Genomic DNA, 24,857 nt, shown 5'->3' with positions numbered 1-24,857 from the left:
CAGGCCGAGTGTAGCCTTGCCCCACCCGCCCCATCAACCGGCGAGGCGGAAGGTCTGCCCTGCGTCGACGGGACGGGCGATCCGCGCCTTCGGCGTCCTCTCCACCTCGACCGCCTCGATGCGGGTGCGGAAGCACGACAGACACCACAGAACCGGAGCGAGCACCCTTTCCCGCACCACGGAATGCCGGGTCCGGCGTCCACAATGGGGGCAGTGGCAGAATTCGTCCTGGGTCGGGATCATGATGGTCCGGTCGTCCTTGTTTCGGTGCTCTTGTCTAGGATCACGGGCCTTCGCGCTCAAGCGAAGGTTCCGTGACACCAGGGAGTTGAACAGCCGATTGTGGCGACCGTGTGACGGGGTTTGGTTATTGCGGCGGCATGCGCACCGCGCCGTCCAGGCGGATGGCGCTGCCGTTCAGCATGGGGTTGTCGCAGATGGCCAGCACCATCTTGGCGAATTCCTCGGGCCGACCCAGGCGGTGGGGGAACAGGGTCGAGGCCACCAGCCCCTCCATCACCTCGTCGGGCATGCCGGCCAGCATGGGGGTCTCCATGTAGCCGGGCGCCACCGCCATCACCCGGATGCCCAGCGGCGCGAATTCACGGGCGGCGGGCAGCGACAGGGCGGCGACCCCGCCCTTGGAGGAGGCATAGGCGCACTGGCCCACCTGCCCATCCCAGGCGGCGATGGAGGCGGTGTTGACGATCACCCCCCTCTCACCACCGTCCAGCGGGTCGAGGGCGGCCATCTCGGCGGCGGCCAGGCGCATGACGTTGAAGGTGCCGATCAGGTTGACCTGAATGACGCGGGCATAGGTTTCCAGCGGCATGGGGCCCTTGCGCCCCACCACCTTGCCCGGCGTCACCACGCCGGCGCAGCTGACCGCGATGCGGGCCGGGCCATGGGCCGCCCGCGCATGGGCCAGGGCGGCCAGGGTCGAGGCCTCGTCGGTGACGTCGCATTGGGCGAACACCCCGCCGATCTCACGCGCCGTCGCTTCGGCATTGGCGGCGTTGATGTCGAACACCGCGACCTTGGCCCCGGCCTTGGCCAGGGCGCGCGCCGTGGCCTGTCCGAGGCCAGAGCCGCCGCCGGTGACGATGGCGGCCAATCCGTTGACGTTCATGGTCGTTCCCCTATCAGAAGGTGAGGTCGCCGCCGGCCGGAATCGCGTCGAAATGGGCCAGCACCTGGGCCTGCGTCCCCGCCGGATTCCAGGCGGGCGTGTTGTCGCGGTCGATCAGCAGGGCGCGGACGCCCTCGACGAAATCGTGGGCCGGGGCCAGCGACAGGGCCAGGCGGAACTCCATGCGCATGCATTCGTCGAAGGAGAGCGACTTGCCGCGCCGGATCATCTCGAAGCTGACCGCCACCAGATGGGGCGACTTGGCCCGCAAGGTGGCCAGGGTCTCGGCGGCGAAGGGATCGCTTTCGGCTTCCAGGGCGGCGATCACCTCGGCCAGGGTGTTATGGCCGAAGCAGCGGTCGATCAGCTCGCGCTTGGAATCGATGGCGGCCGGGCCGGGATCACAGGCGAAGCCGTCCAGCGTCGCCTTGACCTCGGCGGCGTCGCGGGCCTCGGACAGCGCCTCGACCAGGGCGGGCATGCGGGCGCTGTCCACGTAATGGGTGGCGACGCCCACATGCAGGGTGTCGGCGGCCTTGAGCCTTACGCCCGTCAGGCCGAGATACATGCCGATGGCGCCCGGAAGACGCGGCAGGAAATACGAGCCGCCCACGTCGGGAAAGAAGCCGATGCCGGTTTCCGGCATGGCGAACAGGGTGCGCTCGGTGGCGATTCGGTAATCCCCGTGCACCGAAACGCCCACGCCGCCGCCCATGACGATGCCGTCGATCAGCGCCACATAGGGCTTGGGGCTGGTGTGGATACGCCGATTCAGGCGGTATTCGTCGCGGTAGAAGGCGGTGACGTAATCCAGCTCGCCCGCCTTGCAGGCCTCGTACAGCTGCTTGATGTCGCCGCCGGCGCAGAACGCCTTCTCGCCCGCGCCCTCGATGGTGACGCAGGCGACATCCGGATCGGCGGCCCAGGCGTCGAGCGTGGGATGCATGGCGTGCACCTGATCGAGCGTCAGGGCATTCAGCGCCTTGGGCCGGTCGAGGATGATACGGCCGAGCTTGCCGGTCCGGTCGAAATGGATTTCAGCGGTCATTACAGATTGGCCTTCCACATCTCGGCGTAGGAATCGCGCAGCACGTTCTTTTGCACCTTGCCCATGGCGTTGCGCGGCAGTTCGCTCACCACCACCGCCTGCTTGGGCACCTTGTAATTGGCGAGGCGGCCCTTCAGCGACTCGATCACCCCTTCGCCCGTCAGCGCCGCGCCCTTCTCCGCCACCACGATGGCCAGCCCGGCCTCGCCGAAATCCGGGTGCGGCATGCCGACCACGGCGGATTCCACCACGCCCGGCAGACGGTCGATGAAGTCCTCCACCTCCTTGGGGTAGACGTTGTAGCCGCCCGAGATGATCAGATCCTTGGCGCGCCCGACGATGGAGACGTAGCCGCGCTCGTCGATGACGCCGACGTCGCCCGACTTGAAGAAGCCGTCTGGGGTGAACTCGGCCTTGGTCTTCTCGGGCATGTTCCAGTAGCCCTTGAAGATGTTGGGGCCCTTGACCTCGATGATGCCCACCTCGCCCTGGGGCAGCACCTGGCCTTCCTCAGCCGTAATGCGCAATTCCACGTCGGGAAGGGGAAAGCCCACGGTGCCCGCCCGCCGGTCGCCGTCCAAGGGATTGGAGGTGAACATGCCGCCCTCGGTCATGCCGTAGCGTTCCAGGATGGTGAAGCCGGTCTTGTCCTTGAAGGCATTGAAGGTCTCTTCCAACAGCGGCGCCGAGCCCGAGATGAACAGCCGCATGTGGGAGCAGGCCGCCGGGGTCAGGTTGGGGCTGGCGAGGAAGCGGGTGTAGAAGGTGGGAACCCCCATGAACACCGTGGCGCGCGCGAGCAGACCGATGGCCTGCTCGGCGTCGAACTTGGGGCAGAAGATCATCGGGCTGCCGTTCAGCAGCACGCAGTTGATGGCCACGAACAGCCCGTGGGTGTGGAAGATGGGCAGGCAGTGCAGCAGCACGTCGTCGGGCTTGAAACCCCACAGTTTGTGCAGCGTCAGCGCGTTGGAGGCCAGATTGGTGTGGCTCATCATGGCGCCCTTGGGCCGCCCGGTGGTGCCCGAGGAATAGAGGATGGCGGCCATGTCGTCGCCGCCCCGCGCCACGGTGGCGAAGGTCTCCGCCAGCCCCTTGGCCCGCCCGGGCAGGGTGCCGTCGCCGCCCGTCCCCAGCGTCATCACGCAGGTCCTGATCCCCGCCTTGGCGGCCAGGCCCTCCAGCTCGACCAGGCGGTGGGGCTGGCACACCACGGCGGCAGGCGCCGCGTCGGACAGGAAGTATTCCAGCTCGCCGGCCTGATAGGCGGTGTTCAAGGGCAGCAGCACGGCGCCGGCCCGCACGCAGGCGAGATACAGCACCACCGCCTCGGCCGACTTGTCCACCTGCACCGCCACCCGGTCGCCGGGCTTGACGCCCGCATCCACCAAAGCGTGGGCGTAGCGGGCGCTCATGGCCTCGAGATCGCCGTAGCTGACAGTCAGCCCGCCCTGGCTTCCCGAGGCAGGAACCTCGATGAAGGTGCGCGACCGGTCGGCGGGAAAGCGCGAGCGGAACAGCTCGAACAGATTGTCGGTCATATGGGCGCACCCCTTTGTCATCGAACCCGGATTACGCCGATACCATACGGTCGTCCTGGGCGCCACAGTTTTGTATCCAAGAGATGCACTTCATGGATACAAGCCTAGGTCATGATGGACACGAATTCCGCAAAGATGTCGGCCTGGATGGTGACGTGCTTGCGCATCACCGCCTGGGCGCGGTCGGGATCAGCCGCCTGGATGGCCGCCACCACCTCGGCATGTTCGGAAAGCGAGCCGTCGACGCGGCCGGGATGGTTCAGCTGGTAGCGGCGATAGGGGGCGAGACGGGCGAACAGCGAACGCGCCATCTCCTTCAAGACCTCGTTATGGCTGCCGTCGTAGATGGCGTCGTGAAAGGCGCGGTTGACGGCGTAATAGCCGTCCAGGTCGCGGGCCCGGCACAGGGAATCCGCCTCGTCCACCATGGCGGAAAGCCTGGACTTCTCGTCGGGCGACATGCGCCGCGCGGCATAGCGGGCGCACAGGCCCTCCACGTCGCTCATCACCTCGAACATCTGCACCATGCGGTGCAGGTCGAGGGGCGCCACCACCGCGCCCTGGCGCGGCTTCTTCACCACCAGGCCGGAATAGACCAGCTGCAGGATGGCTTCGCGCACCGGGGTGCGCGACAGGCCGAAGCGCGCCGCCAGGCTTTCCTCGTCCAGGCGGGTGCCGGGGCGCAGCAATCCGGTGAAAATCTCCTTCTCGATCACCTGCCGGATCTCGTCCGCCCGGGTCGCCGGCTTCTTCTGCTCGCTCATCGGGCCTCCAGAACCCCTGTCATGGCGGAAAGGAGTATACATCTACCGGTACGGCTGTCTAAGGCCAATCCGTATCTCGGACACAAAAACTGCGTATCACGTATACAAGAGATGGACCCGTCGCATCCCTTGTGATAATTCCTACCCATCGGGTCCGTTGAACGGTACCCTCGTCGGCAACAACCGGGACGACAGATCCCGGCCTTGGGAAGCGAAGCGCATGGATTTCGGACTGACCCCGGACCAGGAGGCTTTTCGGCAGGCGGCCCACGATTTCGCCGAGGGCGAGATGGCGCCCCACGCCGCCCATTGGGACGAGGAAGGCCTGTTCCCGGAGGACGCCCTGCGCAAGGCCGCCGAACTGGGCTTCGCCGGCATCTACGTGAAGGAGGACGTGGGCGGTTCGGCGCTGTCGCGCCTGGACGCCGCCCTGATCTTCGAGGAGCTGGCGAGCGCCTGCCCCTCCACCGCCGCCTACATCTCCATCCACAACATGGCGTCGTGGATGATCGACAGCTTCGGCAACGACGAGCAGCGCCGCAAATGGCTGCCCGATTTGTGCGCCATGCGCAAGTTCGCCTCCTATTGCCTGACCGAGCCCAATGCCGGCTCCGACGCCGCCTCGCTTCGCACCAAGGCCGAGCGCGACGGCGACCATTATGTGCTGAACGGCGCGAAGGCCTTCATCTCGGGCGGCGGACGCTCGGACGTCTATGTGGTGATGGTGCGCACCGGCGGCCCCGGCCCCAAGGGCATCTCCTGCCTGGTGGTGGAGGCGGGCACCAAGGGCCTGTCCTTCGGCAAGCAGGAAAAGAAGCTGGGCTGGAAGACCCAGCCCACCGCTAGCGTCATCTTCGAGGATTGCCGCGTTCCCATAGCCAACCGCATCGGCGAGGAAGGCGACGGCTTCAAGATCGCCATGAAGGGCCTGGACGGCGGGCGCATCAATATCGGCGCCTGTAGCTTGGGCGGCGCGCGCCGCTGCCTGGAACACGCCATCGAATACACCGGCCAGCGCCAGCAGTTCGGACAGGCCATCAGCGCCTTCCAGGCCACCCAGTTCAAGCTGGCCGACATGGCCACCGAGCTGGAGGCGGCGCGACTGATGATCCACCGCGCCGCCCATTCCCTGGACGCCAAATCGCCCCAGGCCACGGTGCAATGCGCCATGGCCAAAAGGCTGGCCACCGACATCGGCTTTCAGGTTGTGGATGCGGCGCTGCAACTGCACGGCGGCTACGGCTACATCAAGGAATATCCCATCGAGCGCTATTTCCGCGATCTGCGCGTCCACCAGATCCTGGAAGGCAGCAACGAGATCATGCGGGTGATCATCGGCCGGGCGCTGACGGGGTAGCCGCAAATTGGACGTCATGGCCGGGCTTGACCCGGCCATCCATGGACCCTCGGATCAAGTCCGAGGGTGACGGAAAAAAGGAAAGGGAGAGCACACATGGCGAGCATCGGGTTCATCGGTCTGGGCAACATGGGTGCGCCGATGATGCGCAACCTGATCAAGGCCGGGCACAAGGTCGCCGCCTTCGATCTGTCCGAGGCGGCCCTGAAAGCCGCCGCCGAGGCGGGCGCCACCGCCTGCGCCAAGGCCGCCGACGCCGCCAAGGGCGCGGAAGTCGTCGTCTCCATGCTGCCCGCCGGGGCCCATGTGAAGTCGGTGATGCTGGGCGAGGCCGGGCTGTTCGCAGCCGCGCCCAAGGGCTGCCTGTTCATCGATTCGTCGACTATCGACGTGGCCACCGCGCGCCTTTTGTCCGACGAGGCTGCCAAAGCCGGACACGCCCTGATCGACGCCCCCGTCTCGGGCGGCGTCGGCGGGGCCGAGGCCGGAACGCTGACCTTCATGGTGGGCGGAACTGAGCCCGCCTTCGCCCGCGCCGAGCCCTTCCTGGCCGCCATGGGCAAGACCATCGTCCATGCCGGCGGCCCCGGCAACGGCCAGGCGGCCAAGATCTGCAACAACATGCTGCTGGGCATTTCCATGATCGGCACCTGCGAAGCCTTCGCCCTGGCCGAGAAGCTGGGTCTGGACGCCCAGAAGCTGTTCGACATCTCGTCCAAGTCGTCGGGGCAGAACTGGTCCATGACCTCTTACTGCCCGGTGCCCGGCCCGGTCCCGGCGTCGCCGGCCAACCGTGACTACAAGGCGGGCTTCGCGGCGGCCATGATGCTGAAGGACCTGAAGCTGGCGGTGGAAGCGGCGCAGGTCGCCGGAGCCTCCATTCCGCTGGGCGCGGAAGCCGCGCAGCTTTACGCCATGATGGCCGGCATGGGCCAGGGCGGCCTGGACTTCTCGGGAATCATTCACATGCTGCGCGGCAAGGCCTGATGGGAGCGAAGCGACAATGCGCGTTGAGCGCGCCGCAGCGTTGCCGGAGCGAAGCGCAGGCAAGAGCGAGGAAAGCCAAGCGAGCGAAGCTCGTGCCGGCGTTTGAGGCAGAGAAAGAGCCCTTGCGTGCCAATTAAAAAAACGTATGCTCGTTTTCACAAATAGGTAAGGCTCCCACTAAGAGGAGTCTCAGGGGTGGTTCGGGGCAGATGCCACAAAGGCACGCCCCGGTTCGGGAGCGATAGACGATGTCCGTATCGGATACACCGGTTCTGGAAGTGCGCGACGTGTCGCTGGCCTTCGGCGGCGTGCGCGCCCTGACCGAGGTCAGTTTCCAGGTCAACAAGGGCGAACTGTTCTCCATCATCGGCCCCAACGGCGCCGGCAAGACCTCCATGCTGAACTGCGTGTCGGGCCGCTACAAGCCGACCGCCGGGCGGGTCTACATGGACGGCCGCGACGTGACGGGGCTTTCGCCCAACGTGCGCGCCACGCTGGGCCTGGGCCGCACCTTCCAGAACCTGGCGCTGTTCGGCCATATGAGCGTGCTCGACAACATCATGGTCGGCCGCCACCACCTGCTGTCCAACAACGCGCTGTCGGGCGCGCTGTACTGGGGCAGCGGGGCGCGCACCGAAGAGCTGGCGCACCGCCGCAAGGTGGAAGACATCATCGACTTCCTGGAGATCGCCCACATCCGCAAGGCGGTGGCGGGAACCCTGCCCTATGGCTTGAGGAAGCGGGTGGAGCTGGCCCGCGCCATGGCGGTGGAACCCAAGGTCATCCTGCTGGACGAGCCCATGGCCGGCATGAACCTCGAGGAAAAGGAGGACATGGCCCGCTACATCGTCGACCTCAACGAGGAATGGGGCATGACGGTGATCATGATCGAGCACGACATGGGCGTGGTCATGGACATTTCCCACCGGGTCATGGTGCTGGAATTCGGCCGCAAGATCGCCGAGGGCCTGCCCGACGAGGTGATGAACAACGAGCGGGTCAAGGTGGCCTATCTCGGCATCGACGAAGACGAGGAAGTGGCGTGATGAGCGAATACCTCGACACCACCATCCACGACACCTTCCCCAAGGCCCTGGCGCACAACGCCAGCCGCTGGCCCGGCGACATCGCCATGCGGGAAAAGGAATTCGGCATCTGGAACGCCTTCACCTGGTCCGACTACCTCAAGCGGGTGAAGGATCTGGCGCTGGGCATGCTGGCCCTGGGGGTGAACCGCGGCGACGTGGTCGCCATCCTGGGCAAGAACCGCCCGGAAAGCCTGTGGGGCGAAGTGGCGGCCCATGCGGTGGGCGCCATGAGTCTGGGCATCTACCATGATTCCATGAACGCCGAGGTGGCCTACCTGCTGTCCTATACCGGCGCGGCCATCGTGCTGGCCGAGGACGAGGAGCAGGTGGACAAGCTGCTGGAAATCTCGGCCGAGGTCCCCACCATCCGCCACATCGTCTATTTCGACCCGCGCGGCATGCGCAAGCACAAGGACCCGCGCCTGATCTCGGCCGAGGACTTGAAGCACAAGGCCCAGGAAGTGGCCGCCGCCAACCCGTCGCGCTTCGACGAGGAAGTGGCCAAGGGCAAGGGCGACGACGTGGCCATCCTGTGCACCACCTCGGGCACCACGTCCAACCCCAAGCTGGCCATGCTGCAGGCAGGTCCCTTCCTGCGCCATTCCACCGCCTACTTGCGCGCCGACCCCAAGTCGGCGGGCGACAATTACGTGTCGGTGCTGCCGCTGCCGTGGATCATGGAGCAGATCTACGCCGTGGCCCAGCCGCTGATCTGCCGCAACATCGTCAACTTCGTCGAGGAACCCGAGACGATGATGGCCGACATGCGGGAAATCGGCCCCAATTTCGTCCTGCTGGCGCCGCGCATGTGGGAGGGCATCGCCGCCGACGTGCGCGCCCGCATGATGGATTCCACCCCCTTCAAGCAGTGGATGTTCAATCTGGGCATGCGGCTCGGCATGAAGGCCCTGGACCAGGGCAAGCGCTCCAAGCTGGCCGACTGGATCCTGTTCGACGCGCTGAAGGACCGCATCGGCTTCTCGTTCCTGAAGTCGGCCGCCACCGGCGGGGCGGCTTTGGGCCCCGACACCTTCCGCTTCTTCCTGGCCATGGGCGTGCCGCTGCGCCAGATCTACGGCCAGACCGAGCTGGCCGGCGCCTATACCGTGCACCGGGCGGGCGACATCGACTTCGATTCGGTGGGCATCCCCTTCGACGACGCGAACTTGCGCATCGACAATCCCGACGTCAACGGGGTGGGCGAGATCGTGGCGACCACCGACGGCATGTTCACCGGCTATTTCCGCAATCCCGAAGCCTCTACCGCCGACATCGTCGACGGCAATTGGCTGAAGACCGGCGACGCAGGCTACATCAAGAAGGAAAACGGCCATCTGGTGGTCATCGACCGCATCAAGGATTTGGCCACCACGTCCCATGGCGTGCGCTTCTCGCCCCAGTTCATCGAGAACAAGCTGAAGTTCTCGCCCTTCATCGCCGAGGCGGTGATCCTGGGCGACACCAAGCCCTATCTCTCGGCGCTGATCTGCATCCGCTTCTCCATCGTGTCGAAATGGGCGGAATCCAAGGGCATCTCGTTCACCAACTACACCAACCTGTCGGCCCAAGCCGCGGTCTACGACCTGCTGCAGGCCGAGGTGGAGAAGGTCAACGCCACCCTGCCCGAGCCCCAGCGCATCCGTAAGTTCCTGCTGCTCTACAAGGAGCTGGACGCCGACGACGGCGAGTTGACCCGCACCCGCAAGGTGCGCCGCGGCGTCATCAACGAGAAGTACGGCGACATCATCGATTCCATGTACGCCGACCGCCAGATGGTGCCGGTGGACGCGGTGATCACCTTCCAGGACGGCACCACCACCAGGGTCAAGACCGAGCTGAAGGTCGTCACCTTGCTGCCGCCCCCCGCCCAACAGCTGGCCGCGGAATAGGAGAACGCATCATGGGTTCCTCGCTGTTTCTCCAACTCCTGGTCAACGGGCTGATCGTCGGCACGCTGTATGGCGTGGTCGCCATGTGCTTCGTGCTGATCTACAAGTCGACCCAGGTGGTCAACTTCGCCCAGGGCGAATTCCTGCTGATCGGCGCCTGGACCTGCTGGTGGCTGGTCACCAGCATGGCCCTGCCGTTCTACGTCGCCTTCCCCATGACCTTCCTGTTCATGCTGGTCTTCGGCATCGCGCTGCAGATGATCGTGCTGCGCCCCCTGATCGGCGAGCCGGTGATCAGCGTGATCATGGTGACCATCGGTCTGTCCATCTTCTTCCAGGCGGTGATGAAGTCCATCTTCGGCGTGTGGGCCCAGCCCTTCCCCGAGATCTTCCCGGTGAAGTCGGTGGACATCCTGGGCCTGTCGGTGCAGCCCGCCTATCTGATGAGCCTGGTGGTCTCCGTCGTCATCATGGGCGCCTTCGCCTGGTTCTTTAAGTACTCGCGCATGGGCCTCGCCATGCGGGCCACCGCCTTCAACCAGCAGGTGGCGCAAAGCCTCGGCATCTCGGTCAAGGCGGTGTTCGCCACCGCCTGGGCCATCTCGGCCATGGTCTCGGCCCTGGCCGGCGTGGTGGTCGGCATGGTCAACGGCGTGTCCTCGGCGCTGTCCTTCTTCGGCATCAAGGTCTTCCCGGCGGTGATCGTCGGCGGCCTGGATTCCATCGTCGGCGCGGTGCTGGGCGGCCTGATCATCGGCGTGCTGGAGAACCTGGCGGAATACACCGACAGCCAGTTCCTGCACGTGGGCAACCTTTACACCGTCGCGCCGTTCTACGTGCTGGTCATCATCCTGATGATCAAGCCCTACGGCCTGTTCGGCACCAAGACCATCGAGAGGGTGTAAGGTCATGATCTCGTCCAGCCTCATTCCCTGCGGCCAGTTCAAGACCACCTACGCGGCCGACACCACCATCTTCCTCACGCCCGCGTCTAGGAACTGGTGCATCGCCGGCATCACCCTCGCGGCGGCCGCCCCCCTGGTGTTCAGCAACTACCTGCTGGCCCTGATGATCCAGATCGGCTTCTACGGCATCGCCGCCTTGGGCCTCAACATCCTGGTGGGCTGCACCGGGCAGATTTCGCTGGGTCACGCCGCCTTCTTCGGCTTCGGCGCCTTCGCCTCGGCCTGGCTGAACAACAGCTTCGGCGTGCCGGTGCTGCTGGCCATTCCGCTGGCCGGCGTGATGACCACGCTGCTGGGCCTGCTGTTCGGCATTCCCGCCGGCCGCCTGAAGGGCCTTTACCTCGCCATCGCCACCTTTGCGTCCCAGTTCATCCTGGAAGACTTCTTCGCCCGGGCCAACTGGTTCACCGGCGGGTCGAGCGGCGCCATGGCCAATCCCATCAACCTGTTCGGCTACGAGGTGGGCGGCGACAAGGGCTTCTTCTACGTGGTGCTGGCCTTCACGGTGGTGATGTACCTGTTGGGCACCAACCTGCTGCGCACCCGCGACGGCCGCGCCTTCGTGGCGGTGCGCGACCACTACCTGTCGGCCGAGGTGATGGGCATCAACCTCACCAAGTACCGTATCCTGTCGTTCGGCATCTCGTCGTTCTATGCCGGCGTCGGCGGCGCGCTGTACGGCCACTATCTCGGCTACGTCTCGGCCGAGGGCTTCACCATCCTGCTGTCGATCCAGTTCCTCGGCATGATCATCATCGGCGGCATGGGCTCGGTGATGGGCACCCTGATGGGCACCGCCTTCATGGTGCTGCTGCCCGAAGCCACCGAGGCCGCCGTCAGCACGGTCAAGCACTTCGCCGGCGACATCCCGGCGCTGACCAACGCGCTGGCCTACATCAAGGAGGCCACCATCGGCCTGGCCATCGTGCTGTTCCTGATCTTCGAGCCCGATGGTCTGGTTCACCGCTGGCGTCTGATCAAATCTTATTGGAAGCTGTATCCGTTCTCGTACTGACCAAGAAAAACAACAACACAAAAAACCGTTGTCTCGATTTCATGGGAGGAATCACACGATGAAGCATACCCTGTTCGCCGGAACCGCTGTCGCCGCCCTGCTGTCCGCCGGAGCGGCCATGGCCGCCGACGGCATCCTGGTCGGCCACATCGCCGACATCACCGGCGCCACCTCGGCGGTGGGCAAGCCCTACGGCCAGGGCATCGCCGACGCCATGAACTACATCAACGCCAATGGCGGCGTGGCGGGCCAGAAGATCATCTTCGAGACCGTGGACTACGCCTATGAAGTGCCGCGCGCCATGGCGGCCTACAAGAAGCTGACCGGCTCGACCAAGGCCACCGCCATCCAGGGCTGGGGCACCGGCGACACCGAAGCGCTGGTGAGCAGCGTGGCCAAGGACGAGATCCCCTATTTCTCGGCCTCCTATTCCGGCCACCTGACCGACCCGCAGGGCAAGACCTCGGTGAAGGGCGCGCCCTACAACTTCTTCTACGGCCCCTCCTATTCCGACGCCTGCCGCGGTCTGGTCCAGTGGGCGCACGAGGATTGGAAGAAGAAGGGCGGTTCGGGCAAGCCCAAGTTCGTCCACATGGGCGACAACCACCCCTATCCCAACGCCCCCAAGATGGCCTGCGGCGCCTACGCCAAGGAGCTGGGCTTCGAGATCGGCAACGAGATCCAGTATTCGCTCAAGCCCGGCGACTTCAAGGCCCAGTGCCTGTCGTTGAAGGAATCCGGCGCCCATTACGCCTATCTGGGCAACACCTCGGGCTCGACCATCTCGCTGCTGAAGTCGTGCGAGACGGTGGGCGTCACCACCCAGTTCCTGGCCAACATCTGGGGCACCGACGAGGGCTCGCTCAAGGCCACCGGCGAAGCCGCCGACAAGCTGGTCTGGGTGGTAGGCGCCTCGACCTGGACCGACGACACCCCCGGCATGAAGCTGGTGAAGGAGATTTCCAAGATCTCCGACCCCACCGGCGCCGAGGCCCGCCCGGTCCACTACATCCGCGCCATCTGCTCGGTCTACTACATGAAGGAAGCCATGGAAGCCGCCGCCAAGGCCGGCGGCATCACCGGCCCCGCCATCAAGAAGGCCATGGAGAGCCATGCCAAGGACTGGGTCCCGGCCGGACTTGAAGGCGTCTGCCTGCCGTCCACCTGGACCGCCGACGACCATCGCGGCACCACCACGGTCAAGGTCTACCAGGCCTCGACCAAGGGCGGCACCATCGGCATGAAGCAGGTCTATACCGCCGACATTCCGCGCCGCAAGGAATGGCTGGGCTGGTAACAAGGCTTGCGGGCGGGACGCCCGCGCTCCGAGACACGATCGTTTTGAGGAGCGCGGGTGTCCCGCCCGCCCATTTTGGGACAGGACGCGACCATGGCTGAACCGGCACTGAAGCTTGCCCCCGAGGAAATCCTCCTCTCGGTGAATAACATCGAGGTGGTCTACGACGACGTCATCCTGGTCTTGAGGGGCGTCAGCCTGGACGTGCCCAAGGGCAAGATCGTCACCCTGCTGGGCCCCAACGGCGCCGGCAAGTCCACGACGCTGAAGGCCATCTCGGGCCTTCTCGGCACCGAGGACGGCGAGGTGACGCGGGGCAACATCACCTTCATGGGCGAGGAGATCGCCAACCGCGCGCCGGAAGAGATCGTGCGGCGCGGCATCTTCCAGGTAATGGAGGGCCGCCGCATCATCGAGGACATGACCGTCATCGAGAACCTGCGCCTGGGCGCCTTCACCCGCAAGGACGGCGGCGCGGCCGTGCGTGACGACATCGAGAAGGTCTTCCACTATTTCCCCCGCCTCAAGGAACGCACCGGCCTGGCCGGCTACCTGTCGGGCGGCGAGCAGCAGATGCTGGCCATCGGCCGCGCCATGATGGCCCGGCCCAAGATGATCCTGCTGGACGAGCCCTCCATGGGCCTGTCGCCGCTGCTGGTGAAAGAGGTGTTCGGCATCATCGAGACCCTGTGCGCCGAGACCGGCATCACCATGTTGCTGGTGGAGCAGAACGCCCGCATGGCGCTGAAGATCGCCCAGTTCGGCTACATCATGGAATCGGGCAAGATCGTGCTGGATGGGCCGAAGGACGACCTGGTCAACAACGAGGACGTCAAGGAGTTCTACCTGGGCGGCGACAAGGAGCGGAAATCGTTCAAGAACCTCAAGTCCTACAAGCGCAGGAAGCGCTGGCTGTAGGCCCGCCTTCCCGTCATGCCCGGACGTGGTCCGGGCATCCATGGATCGCCGGGTCAAGCCCGGCGATGACGATCTCGAGTGTGGATGCCATAATGACCGAATTCTACGATTCCCTGGAAACCCGCTCGAACGACGAGCGCGAGGCCGCCCATTTCGAGGCCCTGCCCGCCCAGATCGCCCTGGCCAAGGCCGATTCGCCCGCCTTTGCCCGACTGCTGGCCGACATCGACCCGGCCTCGGTCACCGGCCGCGCCGCCCTGGCCAAGCTGCCGGTCACCCGCAAGTCCGAGCTGATCGACGCCCAGCAGGCCGATCCGCCCTTCGCCTCGCTGATTGCCACGCCCAAGTCGGAACTGCGCCGCGTCTTCGCCTCGCCCGGCCCCATCTACGACCCCGAGGGCTGGGACAACGACTGGTGGCGCATCGCCCGCGCCCTTTATGCCGCGGGCTTTCGCCACGGCGATTTGATGCACAATTGCTTCTCGTACCACTTCACCCCCGGCGGCGTGATGTTCGAGACGGGCGCGCATGCGCTGGGCTGCCCGGTGTTCCCGGCCGGAATCGGCAACACCGACCAGCAGGCCAAGGCCATCGCCGATTTGAAGCCCCAGGGCTATGGCGGCACGCCCTCGTTCCTGAAGATCATCCTGGAGCGGGCCGAGGAGATGGGTCTCGACCACTCGTCGCTGACCAAGGCCTGCGTCTCGGGCGAGGCGCTGCTGCCGCCGCTTCGCCAGTCCTTGAAGGATTTGGGCGTCGACGTGACCCAATGCTACGCCACCGCCGATCTGGGCCTGATCGCCTACGAGACCCGGGCCCGCGAGGGCCTGGTGGTGGACGAGGGCGTCATCGTCGAGATCGTGCGTCCCGGCACCGGCGATCCGGTGGCCGAGGGCGAGGTCGGCGAGGTGGTGGTTACCACCTTCAACCAGGATTACCCCCTGATCCGCTTCGCCACCGGCGACCTGTCTGCCATCCTGACCGGTCAGTCGCCCTGCGGCCGCACCAATATGCGCCTCAAGGGCTGGATGGGCCGCGCCGACCAGACCACCAAGATCAAGGGCATGTTCGTCCATCCCCGCCAGATCGCCGAGGTGGCCAAGCGCCACCCGGACGTCATCCGCGCCCGTCTGGTGGTGGAAAAGGACGGCGAGAACGACCGCCTGACCCTCACCGTCGAGACCAGCGCCACCGGCCTGGACGCGGCGCTGAAGGATTCCTTCCAGTCGCTGTGCAAGCTGAAGACGGAGGTGGCCTTCGTCGCCCCCGGAACCTTGCCCAACGACGGCATCGTCATCCAAGACAAGCGAGTTTGATCATGACCCTCACGCCGGAACTCGATCCCTTCAAGCTGGCCAAGGCCCTTTCGGGCAAACACCTGATCGGCGGCAAGTTCGTCGCCGCCGGAAGCGGCGAGGTCTTCGAGGTGGACAATCCCGCCACCGGCGAGATCATCGGCACCGCCGCCTTCGGCACCAAGGAGGACGTGGACACCGCCGTCATCTCCGCCAAGGCCGCCCAGAAGGAATGGGCCAAGCTGCCCGCCCGCCAGCGCGGCAAGCTGGTGGCCGAGTGCGGCCGGGTGCTGGCCAACCACGTGGAGGAACTGGGCCGTCTGGTGGCGCTCGAGACCGGCAAGGCGCTGCGCACCGAAAGCCGGGTCGAGGCCGGCGTGCTGGCCGACATGTTCACCTTCTTCGGCGGGCTGGGGTCCGAGCTCAAGGGCGAGACCATCCCCTTCAACCCCGACATGCTGACCGTCACGGTGCGGGAACCCGTGGGCGTGGTGGCCTGCATCATTCCCTGGAACGTGCCGCTGCTGCTGATGGCCATGAAGGCCGCCGCCGCTTTGGTTGCCGGCAACGCCGTCATCGTCAAGTCGGCCGAGGAAGCGCCGCTGACCGTGCTGCGCGTCGCCGAGATCATGAACACCGTGCTGCCCCACGGCCTGTTCAACATGCTGTCGGGCTTCGGGCCCGAATGCGGCGCGCCGCTGGTGGAACACAAGGACGTCAAGAAGGTGAGCTTCACCGGCTCGGTGGAGACCGGGCGCATCGTCTACCGCGCGGCGGCCGAAAAGCTGATCCCCGTGACGCTGGAGCTGGGCGGCAAGAGCCCGATGATCGTCTGCGCCGACGCCGACATGGACCAGGCCGTCGCCGGCGCGCTGGCCGGCATGCGCTTCACCCGCCAGGGCCAGAGCTGCACCGCCAGCTCGCGCCTGTTCGTGCACGAGAGCATCCACGACGAGTTCGTCGCCCGCGTGAAGGCCAAGGTCGACGCCATGGTGATGGGCGATCCCCTGGACGAGAAGACCGACATCGGCACCATCGTCTCCGACGGCCAGCTGGAGCGGGTCAGGAGCTATATCAAGATCGGCGAGGAGACCAAGGGCGCCACCAAGCATGTGTGCTCCGCCATGCCCACCGATCCCAAGCTGAAGAAGGGCCGCTTCGTCCAGCCGGTGATCTTCACCGGCATGAAGAACTCGGACCGCCTCTGTCAGGAGGAAATCTTCGGACCCGTCTGCGCCGTCATCAAGTGGAGCGACTACGAAGAGGTCATCGCCCAGGCCAACGATTCCGAATACGGCCTGGCCGCCTCCATCTGGACCCGCGACATCAAGGTCGCCATGGACGCGACACGGCGTCTGGAAGCCGGCTTCGTCCAGGTCAACCAGAACCTGGTCGTCCAGCCGACGCTGTCCTATGGCGGCGTCAAGACCTCAGGCATCGGCAAGGAAGCGTCGCTGGAATCCATGCTGGAGCACTTCACCCACAAGAAGACCATCATCTTCAACATGAAGTGATCCCGCTCTCCATTACACCCCCGGGGCTTAAGCCCGGGGGTGACGCCTGAATGTGAAGGACCCCAACCATGACCACCGATCCCATCGTCATCGTCGGCGCCGCCCGCACCCCCATGGGCGGCTTCCAGGGCGACTTCGCCAGCCTCGCCGCGCCGCAGCTAGGGGCCGTCGCCATCAAGGCGGCGGTCGAGCGTTCGGGCATCGCGCCCGATCAGGTGGACGAGGTGTTCATGGGCTGCGTGCTGCCGGCCGGCGTCGGCCAGGCCCCGGCGCGCCAGGCCAGCCTGGGCGCGGGCCTTCCGCGTTCGGCGGGCTGCACCACCATTTCCAAGGTCTGCGGTTCCGGCATGAAGGCCGCCATGCTGGCCCACGACCTGCTGGTGGCCGGCACCAATAAGGTGATGGTGGCGGGCGGCATGGAAAGCATGTCCAACGCCCCCTATCTGCTGGACAAGGCACGGGGCGGCTATCGCCTGGGCCACGGCAAGGTGCTGGACCACATGTTCCTGGACGGGCTCGAGGACGCCTACGATAGGGGTCGCCTGATGGGCACCTTCGCCGAGGAATGCGCCGCCAGCTACAAGTTCTCGCGCGAGGCCCAGGACGGCTTCGCGCTGGCCTCGCTCTCCCGCGCCCAGAAGGCCATCGCCGGGGGCTCGTTCGCGGCCGAGATCGCCCCCGTCACCGTGGCGGGCCGCAAGGGCGAGACCCTGATCACCATCGACGAGCAGCCGGGCAAGGCCATGCCCGACAAGATCCCGACGCTCAAGCCCGCCTTCGCCAAGGACGGCACGGTGACGGCGGCCAATTCGTCGTCCATCTCCGACGGCGCCGCCGCCCTGGTGATGATGCGGGCGTCGGAAGCCGCCAAACGCGGCCTGAAGCCGCTGGCCACCATCTTAGGGCACACCAACTTCGCCCAGGCGCCCAACCTGTTCACCACCGCCCCGGTGGGCGCCATCAAGGCGCTGCTGGACAAGGTGGGGTGCAAGGCCGGCGACGTGGATCTGTGGGAGATCAACGAGGCCTTCGCCGTGGTCACCATGGCGGCCATGCACGACCTGAAGCTCGACCACGAGCGGGTCAACGTCCATGGCGGCGCCTGCGCTCTCGGCCATCCCATCGGCGCGTCGGGGGCGCGGATCATCGTCACCCTACTGTCGGCCTTAAAGCAGTACGGGATGAAGCGCGGTGTGGCGTCCTTGTGCATCGGCGGCGGCGAGGCCACCGCCATGATGGTGGAGCTGGCCTGACATGATCGACGAGCGTAGCGAGGAGTTGCGGCCAAGGGCCGGCGCGGCTTATGCCGCGAAAGCCAAGGCGACCGGAGGTCGCCGCCCGGCGATTGAGGGGCAAAAATCATGATCCCCACCGAGGAGCAGCAGCTCATCCGCGACATGGCGCGGTCCTTCGCGCGCGAAAAGCTGGCCCCCAACGCCGCCCTGTGGGACCGCGAGCACCTGTTCCCCAAGGACGCCATCGCCGAGATGGGCGAGTTGGGCTTCCTCGGCATGGTGGTGCCGCCCGAATGGGACGGGGCGGGGACCGATTACGTCTCCTACGCCATGGCGGTGATGGAGATCGCCGCGGGCTGCGGGCCCCTGTCGACCATCATGAGCGTCCACAACTCGGTGGGCTGCATGCCCATCCTCTCTTACGGCACCGACGCGCAGAAGGAACAGTTCCTGCGTCCCATGGCGCGGGGCGAGAAGCTGGGCTGCTTCTGCCTGACCGAGCCGGAAGCGGGCTCGGACGCCGCCTCGATCCGCACGAAGGCGCGCAAGGACGGCGATCATTACGTCCTGTCGGGCGCCAAGCAGTTCATCAGCACGGCGAAGAACGGCCAGGTGGCCATCGTCTTCGCGGTGACCGACCCACAAGCGGGCAAGCGCGGCATCTCGGCCTTCGTGGTGCCCACCGACACGCCCGGCTTCACCGTGGTGCGGGTCGAAGACAAGCTGGGCCAGCATCTGTCGGACACCTGCCAGCTGGCCTTCGAGGACATGCGCATCCCGGCGTCGTACCGCCTGGGCGAGGAGGGCGAGGGCCTGAAGATCGCGCTCGCCAACCTGGAAGGCGGGCGCCTGGGCATCGCGGCGCAAAGCGTCGGCATGGCGCGTTCGGCCCTGGACCACGCGCTTGCCTATTCGCGTGAGCGCAAGCAGTTCGGCAAGCCCATCTTCGAGCATCAGGCGGTGGCCTTCCGCCTGGCCGACATGGCCACCCGCGTCGAGGTGGCCGAGCAGATGGTGCTGCACGCCGCCACGCTGCGCGAAGCCGGGCGGCCGTGCCTGAAAGAAGCCTCCATGGCCAAGCTGTTCGCCTCCGAGATGGCCGAACGGGTGTGTTCCGACGCCATCCAGATTCACGGCGGCTACGGCTATCTCGCCGATTTCCCGGTGGAACGCATTTACCGCGACGTCCGGGTCTGTCAGATTTACGAGGGTACCAGCGACATCCAGCGCCTCGTCATCTCCCGCGCGCTGGCGACGGAATAGGTAGGGGAACACCGAAAATGAAAGACATTCTCGTCCACATCGACGACAGCGAGCGCTGCACCGCCCGTCTGGACATCGCCGTCGGGCTGGCCAAGAGCTTCGGAGCCCGACTGACCGGCCTGTTCGCCCGCGTGGAAAGCCATCGCCCCAGCGCCGTCGCCCACAAGGCCAGCGAGCAGCTGGTCCAGGCCCGCGACGCCGCCAAGGAGAAGTTCAATCAGGCCTGCGCCGCCGCCGGAATCACGTCGCGCTGGTGGCAGCTGGCCCATGGCGAGCCCGGCCACGTGGTCAGCGAGACCATGTTCTGCGCCCGCTACGCCGACCTGGTGGTGATGGGCCAGGCAGAGCCCAAGAGCAAGCTGGTGCCCGAGGAGATGGTCGAGCACGTCATCTTGCATTGCGGCCGTCCCGTGCTGGTGATTCCCCATACCGGAATCTTCCCCAGCGTGGGCGAGCGCATCGCCCTGGCCTGGAACGCAGGCAAGGAAGCGGTGCGCGCGCTCAATGACGCCAAGCCGCTGATGGCCAAGGCCAAGTCGGTGACCGTGCTGTCCTTGCGCGGCCCCTCCGACGAGGCCGCCGCCAGCATGGGCGAAGTGCCCCAGGTGGACGTCATCGACCATCTGGCCGCCTGCGGCATCACCGCCGGCGCCGAACGGCTGGCCGGCGAGCATATCGGCAAGATGGACATGCTGCTGTCACGCCTGTGCGACCTGGGCGCCGATCTGGTGGTCATGGGCGCGCACGGCCATTACGGCCTGTCCTTGAAGCGCGGCACCGGCACCCGCTACGTGCTGGCCCACATGACCGTTCCGGTGCTGATGAGCAACTGATGGCGGTCCCCACGCCCAAGGACCCCGACTACCGCGCCAAGGTGGAGGCCAGTTTCGCCCGGCAGGCGTTCCTGGCCACCATCGGGGCCCACATGGCGGATCTCGAGCCGGGGCGCTGCACGCTCGAGATGCCCACCCGCCCCGACCTGTGCCAGCAGCACGGCTTCGTCCATGCCGGCGCCACCACCACGCTGGCCGACACCGCCGCCGGCTATGCCGCCTTTTCCCTGATGCCGGCGGGATCGGCGGTGCTGACCACCGAGTTCAAGGTCAACCTGCTCAGCCCCGCCAGGGGCGAGAAACTGGTCGCCCGCGCCGAGGTCATCAAGCCCGGCCGCACCCTGATCGTGGTGCGTTCCGACGTGTTCGGCATCGAGGGCGGCCGGGAAACCCTGGTGGCGACCATGCTCGCCACCATGATCTGCCTGGCGGATTCATCCGACCCGGCCTGAGTCTAAAGGCGTATCGCACCGCGAGACCCTTCTCCCCCTTGCGGAGAAGGGGTAATCTGCTGTCGATCGCGAGGACCGGCAGTGGGGCGGGAAGATCATTGGGGCTGTGGCTGGATGAGACTTGAGGGACTTGGCCGCCTTTACCAGTTGCTGCAGTTGCTGGCGGTCTCGCTTACGCCAAGCGTGGCCATCTGGTACCTGTGGACCTTCTCGCCGCAGCCGTCGCCCCGCTTCGAAAGCCACTGGTTCCACGAAGTCGCCATCACCGGCGCCACGCTGATCGGCAGCTTCATCACCTATGTCTCCTGGCGTAGCTATCGGGAATCGGGCGAGATTTTTCTGCGCTGGCTCACCGTCGGCTTCCTGGCCTTCACCGTGATCTATGCGCCGCACGGCCTGCTGACCCGCACCGCGCACCACAACATCTGGCTGTTCCTGCTGTTCGGACCGGTATCGCGGCTCGTCATGCTCGGCAGCATGGCGTATGGGCTGGCGCAATACGGCAGGCCGGCGGAAGACGTGGAATCCGTCTCGGCCAGCGGATTCTGGCGGCGCGTCATGATCTGGTGCGCCGTGTCCGTGGCCGGAGTGGCGATCCTGGCCCATTCCCCCATCGCCTCCAGCCCCTGGGTCCGCATGCCCATGGAACTGGCGGCGGCGCTCTTGTGCCTGGGGGGCGTCGCGGTGATGGCGCGGCGGCGGATCGCCTCGCCCCTGATGAAGTTCTATGGCGTGGCCCTGCTGTTGTTCGCCCAGGCGGCGCTGGCCTTCCTGCTGGCCAAGCCCTGGGATCACATGTGGTGGCTGGCCCACGCCATCTTCGCCATCGGCTTCTCGGTGATCGGCTGGGGCGTGATCAGCGCCCTGCTCACCACCAAGTCCTTCGCCTCGGCCTTCAGCCAGGAACAGCTGATGCGCGCGCTGGAGGAGGAAACCAAACGCCTGGACGCCGCCAATCTCGAACTGAAGGCCGAGCGGCAATTGGCCCGCACCACCCTGGACACCCTGCTGGATCATGTCTGCGTCATCGATGAAAGCGGAACGATCCTGGCGGTCAACCAGCGCTGGCGGGAATTCCAGGACGAGAACGGCGGCGGCCGCGACCTGTGCGGGGTCGGAGCCAACTACCTCGACATCTGCGACCGGGCCCACGGCGATTTCAGCGAGGACGCCGACAAGGTCGCCCAGGAAATCCGTTCGGTGCTGCGCGGGGCGACACCCGGCTTCTCCATGGAATACCGGTGTGATTCGAGTGCCCGGCAGCGCTGGTTCCTGATGAATGTGCGGCGGGCGGAATCGGCCAGCGGAATCCGAGTGGTGATCAGCCACCACGACATCTCCGAGCGCAAGGCGGCGGAATCCCATCTGCGGCATCTGGCCATGGTCGACGGGTTGACCGGCATCGCCAACCGCCGGACCTTCAACGAGACCTTGGGCCTGGAATGGCGCCGGGCGGCCCGCTCGGGGACGCCGCTGTCGCTGCTGATGATCGATGTGGACCACTTCAAGGCTTACAACGACCATTACGGCCATCAGGCCGGCGACGAATGCCTGCGGGCGGTGGCCACCGCCCTTGCCGCCACCGCCCGGCGTCCGGGCGATCTGGTGGCCCGCTACGGCGGAGAGGAGTTCGGGGTCGTTCTTCCCGGCAGCACCCTGGCCGAGGCCGAGGCCCTGGCGGAAAAGATGCGGCTGGCCGTGGCGGCGCTTCACCTTCCCCACGCGGCGTCGCAGACGGCGGCCGAGGTCACCATCTCCATCGGCGCGTCCAGCCTGCACCCCGCGCCCCTGTCCGATGCCTCCCAAGGCAAGCCGCTCGACACCGAAAGCCTGATCGCCAACGCCGACACCGCCCTGTACCGGGCGAAGACCGGCGGCCGCAACCGCGTTTCGGCCCAGACCGCCGCCTGAGCCCCCTGGAGAAAGAGTCCATGCCCCAGCCCGACCATATCGTCCGCATTCACCTGCCCGAGGCGAAGGACTACCCCGACGACATCGCCGGCTATTTCGCCAAGTGCGACGAGAAGCTGGGCATGCGGCCCAACGTGCTGCTGGCCTATACGGCGCGGCCCGAGAAGTTCCGCACCTTCACCCGCTTCTACAACCAACTGATGCTGGCCGAGGATTCGGGGCTGTCCAAGCTGGAGCGCGAGATGATCGCCGTGGTCGTCTCCTCGGCCAACCGCTGCTATTACTGCCTGGTGGCCCACGGCCAGGCCATCCGCCAGTTGTCGGGCGACCCGCAGCTGGGCGAGATGATGGTGATGAACTACCGCGTCGCCGAATTGTCGCCCCGCCAGCGGGCCATGCTGGACTACGCCTGGAAGCTGACCGAGACCCCCCACGACATCGCCGAGTCCGACCGGGCGAGCCTGCGCGAGGCGGGCTTTAGCGATGCCGACATCTTCGACATCACCGACACCGTCGGCTTCTTCAATTACACCAACCGCATGGCGCACGGGCTGGACATGATGCCCAATCCCGAATACCACAAGATGGACCGCTGAGATGGCCATGCGGCTCACCGTCGCCGTCCTGGCCCTGCTGGTCTGGGCGGGAGAGGCCCTGGCCGAGCAGGTGCGCCTCACCTTCCTGCACGTCAACGACATCTACGAATACCGCCCGGTCGAAGGCAAGGGCGGGCTGGCCGAGCTGTTGACCGTGCTGGAGCGGGAGAAGGGCCGCAACCCCAACCCGGTCTTCACCTTCGGCGGCGATCTCTTAAGCCCCTCGCTGGCCTCCAACGTCACCAAGGGCTCCCACATGGTGGAGTTCTTCAACGCCCTTTCCCCCGTGGCCGCCGTGCCCGGCAACCACGAATTCGATTTCGGCACCGCCAATTTCACCGCCCAGATCAAGGCCTCCACCTTCCCCTGGGTGGGCTCCAATATCGGCGGCGTCGAGGGCGTGAAGCCCCTGCTGCTACAGGAGATCGGCGGGGTCAAGGTGGGGTTCCTGGGCGTCCTGACCCAGGCCACCGCCCGCATGTCCACCGCCGAGGGCGCCAGCTTCAGCGACGAGCGCGCCACCGCCGAGGCCGTAATCGCCCAGCTTCGCGCCCAGGGGGCCGAACTGGTGGTGGCGCTGACCCATCTGGACCTGGACGACGACCGCAAGCTGGCCGGCGCGGTCAAGGGCATCGATCTGGTGCTGGGCGGCCACGACCACGACCCCATCAGCATCCTGGAGAACGGCCCGCTGGTGCTCAAAGCCGGCCACGACGCCCATTGGGTGGGCATGGTCGAGCTGCTGGTGGACCGCCCCGATGCCGGCCAGACCGGTCCGACCACCGTCAGCACCCTGGGCTGGCGCTTCCTGCCGGTGGCGGGCGAAGCCCCCGCCCCCGCCTTGGCTGGTGTGGTCGCCAAGACCGATTCCCTGCTGGGCGAGGCGCTGGGCGTGCCGCTCGCCACGCTCGCCACCGCCATGGACAGCCGCACCACCACCGTGCGGGGCGAGGAGGCGGCGCTGGGCAATCTGGTGGCCGACGCGCTTTCCGCCCATTTCGGCGCCGACATGGCGCTGATCAACGGGGGCGGCCTGCGCGGCAACCGCCAGTACCAGCCGGGCCAGCCGCTCACCCGCCGCGACCTGCTGTCCGAGATGCCGTTCGGCAACACCGTGATGCTGGTGGAGATCAGCGGCGCCCAATTGCTGAACGTGCTGGAATTCACCCTGTCGGCGGTGGAGGCCAAGGCCGGGCGCTTCCCGCAGGTGTCGGGACTGTCCATCTCCTACGACCCCGCCCGCCCGCCGGGCAAGCGCATCGTCAAGGCCATGGCCGGACCCAAGCCGCTGGACCTCAAGCGCCGCTATCGCCTCGCCACCACCGACTACCTGGCGGGCGGCGGCGACGGCTATCAGGCCCTCAAAGACGGCAAGGTCCTGGTCAACGCCGAGGCCGCGCCCCTGCTGGTCAACGTGGTCGCCGACTACGCAGCCGCCAAGGGCACCGTTTCCCCCAAGATCGAAGGCCGGGTGAAGGCGGTGCGGTAGGCCACTACTCGGGCGCGGTGGCGCTGAAAAAGACGTAGGCGGTTTCCGGCACGTCGCTGCGCAGCCTTTCACGCCCGTCGACCGTCACGAAGAAGCAGCGATCGGCGCTGGAATAGCCGATTTCCTTGACCGCGCCGGAGCCGGACTTGCATGCGGCGATGGCGACGCTTCCACCGTGCCCGCCACGGCCGATGACGGCGGCGATGCTTTCATGGTCGATCATGACGGCACCCCTTTCCCAAGCGAATTCCGGGCCACAAGGTGTACGCCG

23 protein-coding genes are annotated in these 24,857 nt (G+C 66.4%); 17 read left to right on the top strand and 6 right to left on the bottom strand.

Features of this window, described 5'->3' with window-relative positions; translation table 11 throughout:
- Positions 1-33 precede the first annotated feature (33 nt).
- The 5 genes from XM1_RS07880 to XM1_RS07860 all read right to left on the bottom strand — a co-directional run bounded on the left by XM1_RS07880 (position 34) and on the right by XM1_RS07860 (position 4,482).
- Positions 34-243 carry a hypothetical protein gene (locus XM1_RS07880; protein ID WP_068437630.1) on the bottom strand — a complete coding sequence of 70 codons (210 nt, stop codon included), beginning with the start codon at positions 241-243 and terminating at the stop codon, positions 34-36.
- A gap of 124 nt (positions 244-367) precedes the next feature.
- Complete coding sequence (locus tag XM1_RS07875) at positions 368-1,129, bottom strand: SDR family NAD(P)-dependent oxidoreductase (protein WP_068432337.1); 762 nt, start codon at positions 1,127-1,129, stop codon at positions 368-370.
- Between the two features lie 13 nt (positions 1,130-1,142).
- The gene (locus XM1_RS07870) at positions 1,143-2,177 is read right to left on the bottom strand and encodes an enoyl-CoA hydratase/isomerase family protein (protein ID WP_068432336.1); all 1,035 of its coding nucleotides are present in this window, start codon (positions 2,175-2,177) and stop codon (positions 1,143-1,145) included.
- The gene (locus XM1_RS07865) at positions 2,177-3,718 is read right to left on the bottom strand and encodes a malonyl-CoA synthase (RefSeq protein WP_068432329.1); all 1,542 of its coding nucleotides are present in this window, start codon (positions 3,716-3,718) and stop codon (positions 2,177-2,179) included. The genes XM1_RS07870 and XM1_RS07865 overlap by 1 nt, the downstream gene beginning before the upstream one ends.
- A gap of 104 nt (positions 3,719-3,822) precedes the next feature.
- Positions 3,823-4,482 (bottom strand): GntR family transcriptional regulator, encoded by a 660-nt coding sequence (locus tag XM1_RS07860; RefSeq protein ID WP_068432326.1) that lies wholly within the window; start codon positions 4,480-4,482, stop codon positions 3,823-3,825.
- A gap of 220 nt (positions 4,483-4,702) precedes the next feature.
- On the opposite strand from XM1_RS07860, the gene XM1_RS07855 reads away from it, so the two are divergent.
- The 17 genes from XM1_RS07855 (at position 4,703) to XM1_RS07775 (ending at position 24,586) form a co-directional block, all read left to right on the top strand.
- On the top strand, positions 4,703-5,839 hold the full coding sequence (locus XM1_RS07855) for an acyl-CoA dehydrogenase family protein (RefSeq protein WP_068432323.1): 1,137 nt from the start codon (positions 4,703-4,705) through the stop codon (positions 5,837-5,839).
- A 96-nt stretch (positions 5,840-5,935) separates the two neighbouring features.
- Entirely contained in the window at positions 5,936-6,826 is an 891-nt protein-coding gene (gene mmsB / locus XM1_RS07850; RefSeq protein WP_068432320.1) for a 3-hydroxyisobutyrate dehydrogenase, read from the top strand.
- A gap of 248 nt (positions 6,827-7,074) precedes the next feature.
- Positions 7,075-7,872 (top strand): ABC transporter ATP-binding protein, encoded by a 798-nt coding sequence (locus tag XM1_RS07845; RefSeq protein ID WP_068432318.1) that lies wholly within the window; start codon positions 7,075-7,077, stop codon positions 7,870-7,872.
- Positions 7,872-9,803 (top strand): long-chain fatty acid--CoA ligase, encoded by a 1,932-nt coding sequence (locus tag XM1_RS07840; protein ID WP_068432315.1) that lies wholly within the window; start codon positions 7,872-7,874, stop codon positions 9,801-9,803. The genes XM1_RS07845 and XM1_RS07840 overlap by 1 nt, the downstream gene beginning before the upstream one ends.
- 11 nt (positions 9,804-9,814) lie before the next feature.
- Entirely contained in the window at positions 9,815-10,708 is an 894-nt protein-coding gene (locus XM1_RS07835; protein WP_068432311.1) for a branched-chain amino acid ABC transporter permease, read from the top strand.
- Between the two features lie 4 nt (positions 10,709-10,712).
- Positions 10,713-11,783, top strand: a complete 1,071-nt coding sequence (locus XM1_RS07830) for a branched-chain amino acid ABC transporter permease (RefSeq protein WP_068432304.1) — start codon at positions 10,713-10,715, stop codon at positions 11,781-11,783.
- Positions 11,784-11,841: 58 nt separating this feature from the next.
- Positions 11,842-13,080 carry an ABC transporter substrate-binding protein gene (locus XM1_RS07825; protein ID WP_068432302.1) on the top strand — a complete coding sequence of 413 codons (1,239 nt, stop codon included), beginning with the start codon at positions 11,842-11,844 and terminating at the stop codon, positions 13,078-13,080.
- A 93-nt stretch (positions 13,081-13,173) separates the two neighbouring features.
- The gene (locus XM1_RS07820) at positions 13,174-13,998 is read left to right on the top strand and encodes an ABC transporter ATP-binding protein (protein ID WP_068432299.1); all 825 of its coding nucleotides are present in this window, start codon (positions 13,174-13,176) and stop codon (positions 13,996-13,998) included.
- A 92-nt stretch (positions 13,999-14,090) separates the two neighbouring features.
- Positions 14,091-15,314: a phenylacetate--CoA ligase family protein gene (locus XM1_RS07815; protein ID WP_068432296.1), complete on the top strand. Its 1,224-nt coding sequence runs from the start codon at positions 14,091-14,093 to the stop codon at positions 15,312-15,314.
- Positions 15,315-15,316: 2 nt separating this feature from the next.
- Positions 15,317-16,807, top strand: coding sequence for an aldehyde dehydrogenase family protein (locus XM1_RS07810; protein WP_068432293.1), 1,491 nt, complete (start codon positions 15,317-15,319; stop codon positions 16,805-16,807).
- A gap of 68 nt (positions 16,808-16,875) precedes the next feature.
- Entirely contained in the window at positions 16,876-18,060 is a 1,185-nt protein-coding gene (locus tag XM1_RS07805; protein WP_068432290.1) for an acetyl-CoA C-acetyltransferase, read from the top strand.
- A gap of 108 nt (positions 18,061-18,168) precedes the next feature.
- Entirely contained in the window at positions 18,169-19,305 is a 1,137-nt protein-coding gene (locus tag XM1_RS07800; protein WP_068432287.1) for an acyl-CoA dehydrogenase, read from the top strand.
- A 17-nt stretch (positions 19,306-19,322) separates the two neighbouring features.
- Positions 19,323-20,138: a universal stress protein gene (locus XM1_RS07795; RefSeq protein ID WP_068432284.1), complete on the top strand. Its 816-nt coding sequence runs from the start codon at positions 19,323-19,325 to the stop codon at positions 20,136-20,138.
- Positions 20,138-20,590, top strand: coding sequence for a PaaI family thioesterase (locus tag XM1_RS07790; protein ID WP_068432280.1), 453 nt, complete (start codon positions 20,138-20,140; stop codon positions 20,588-20,590). The genes XM1_RS07795 and XM1_RS07790 overlap by 1 nt, the downstream gene beginning before the upstream one ends.
- A 114-nt stretch (positions 20,591-20,704) precedes the next feature.
- Positions 20,705-22,501 (top strand): sensor domain-containing diguanylate cyclase, encoded by a 1,797-nt coding sequence (locus XM1_RS07785; protein ID WP_082700417.1) that lies wholly within the window; start codon positions 20,705-20,707, stop codon positions 22,499-22,501.
- A 20-nt stretch (positions 22,502-22,521) separates the two neighbouring features.
- A complete protein-coding gene (locus XM1_RS07780) occupies positions 22,522-23,097 on the top strand; it encodes a peroxidase-related enzyme (RefSeq protein WP_068432274.1) in 576 nt (191 codons plus the stop codon).
- 7 nt (positions 23,098-23,104) lie between these two features.
- Positions 23,105-24,586 (top strand): bifunctional UDP-sugar hydrolase/5'-nucleotidase, encoded by a 1,482-nt coding sequence (locus tag XM1_RS07775; RefSeq protein ID WP_068437627.1) that lies wholly within the window; start codon positions 23,105-23,107, stop codon positions 24,584-24,586.
- Positions 24,587-24,590: 4 nt separating this feature from the next.
- Here the strand turns inward: XM1_RS07775 and XM1_RS07770 are convergent, their stop codons facing one another.
- Complete coding sequence (locus XM1_RS07770; protein WP_068432271.1) at positions 24,591-24,809, bottom strand: hypothetical protein; 219 nt, start codon at positions 24,807-24,809, stop codon at positions 24,591-24,593.
- Positions 24,810-24,857: the final 48 nt, after the last annotated feature.

This window comes from Magnetospirillum sp. XM-1 (genome assembly GCF_001511835.1).
Classification (GTDB): domain Bacteria; phylum Pseudomonadota; class Alphaproteobacteria; order Rhodospirillales; family Magnetospirillaceae; genus Phaeospirillum.
This window is presented reverse-complemented; position numbering and strand designations above follow the sequence as displayed.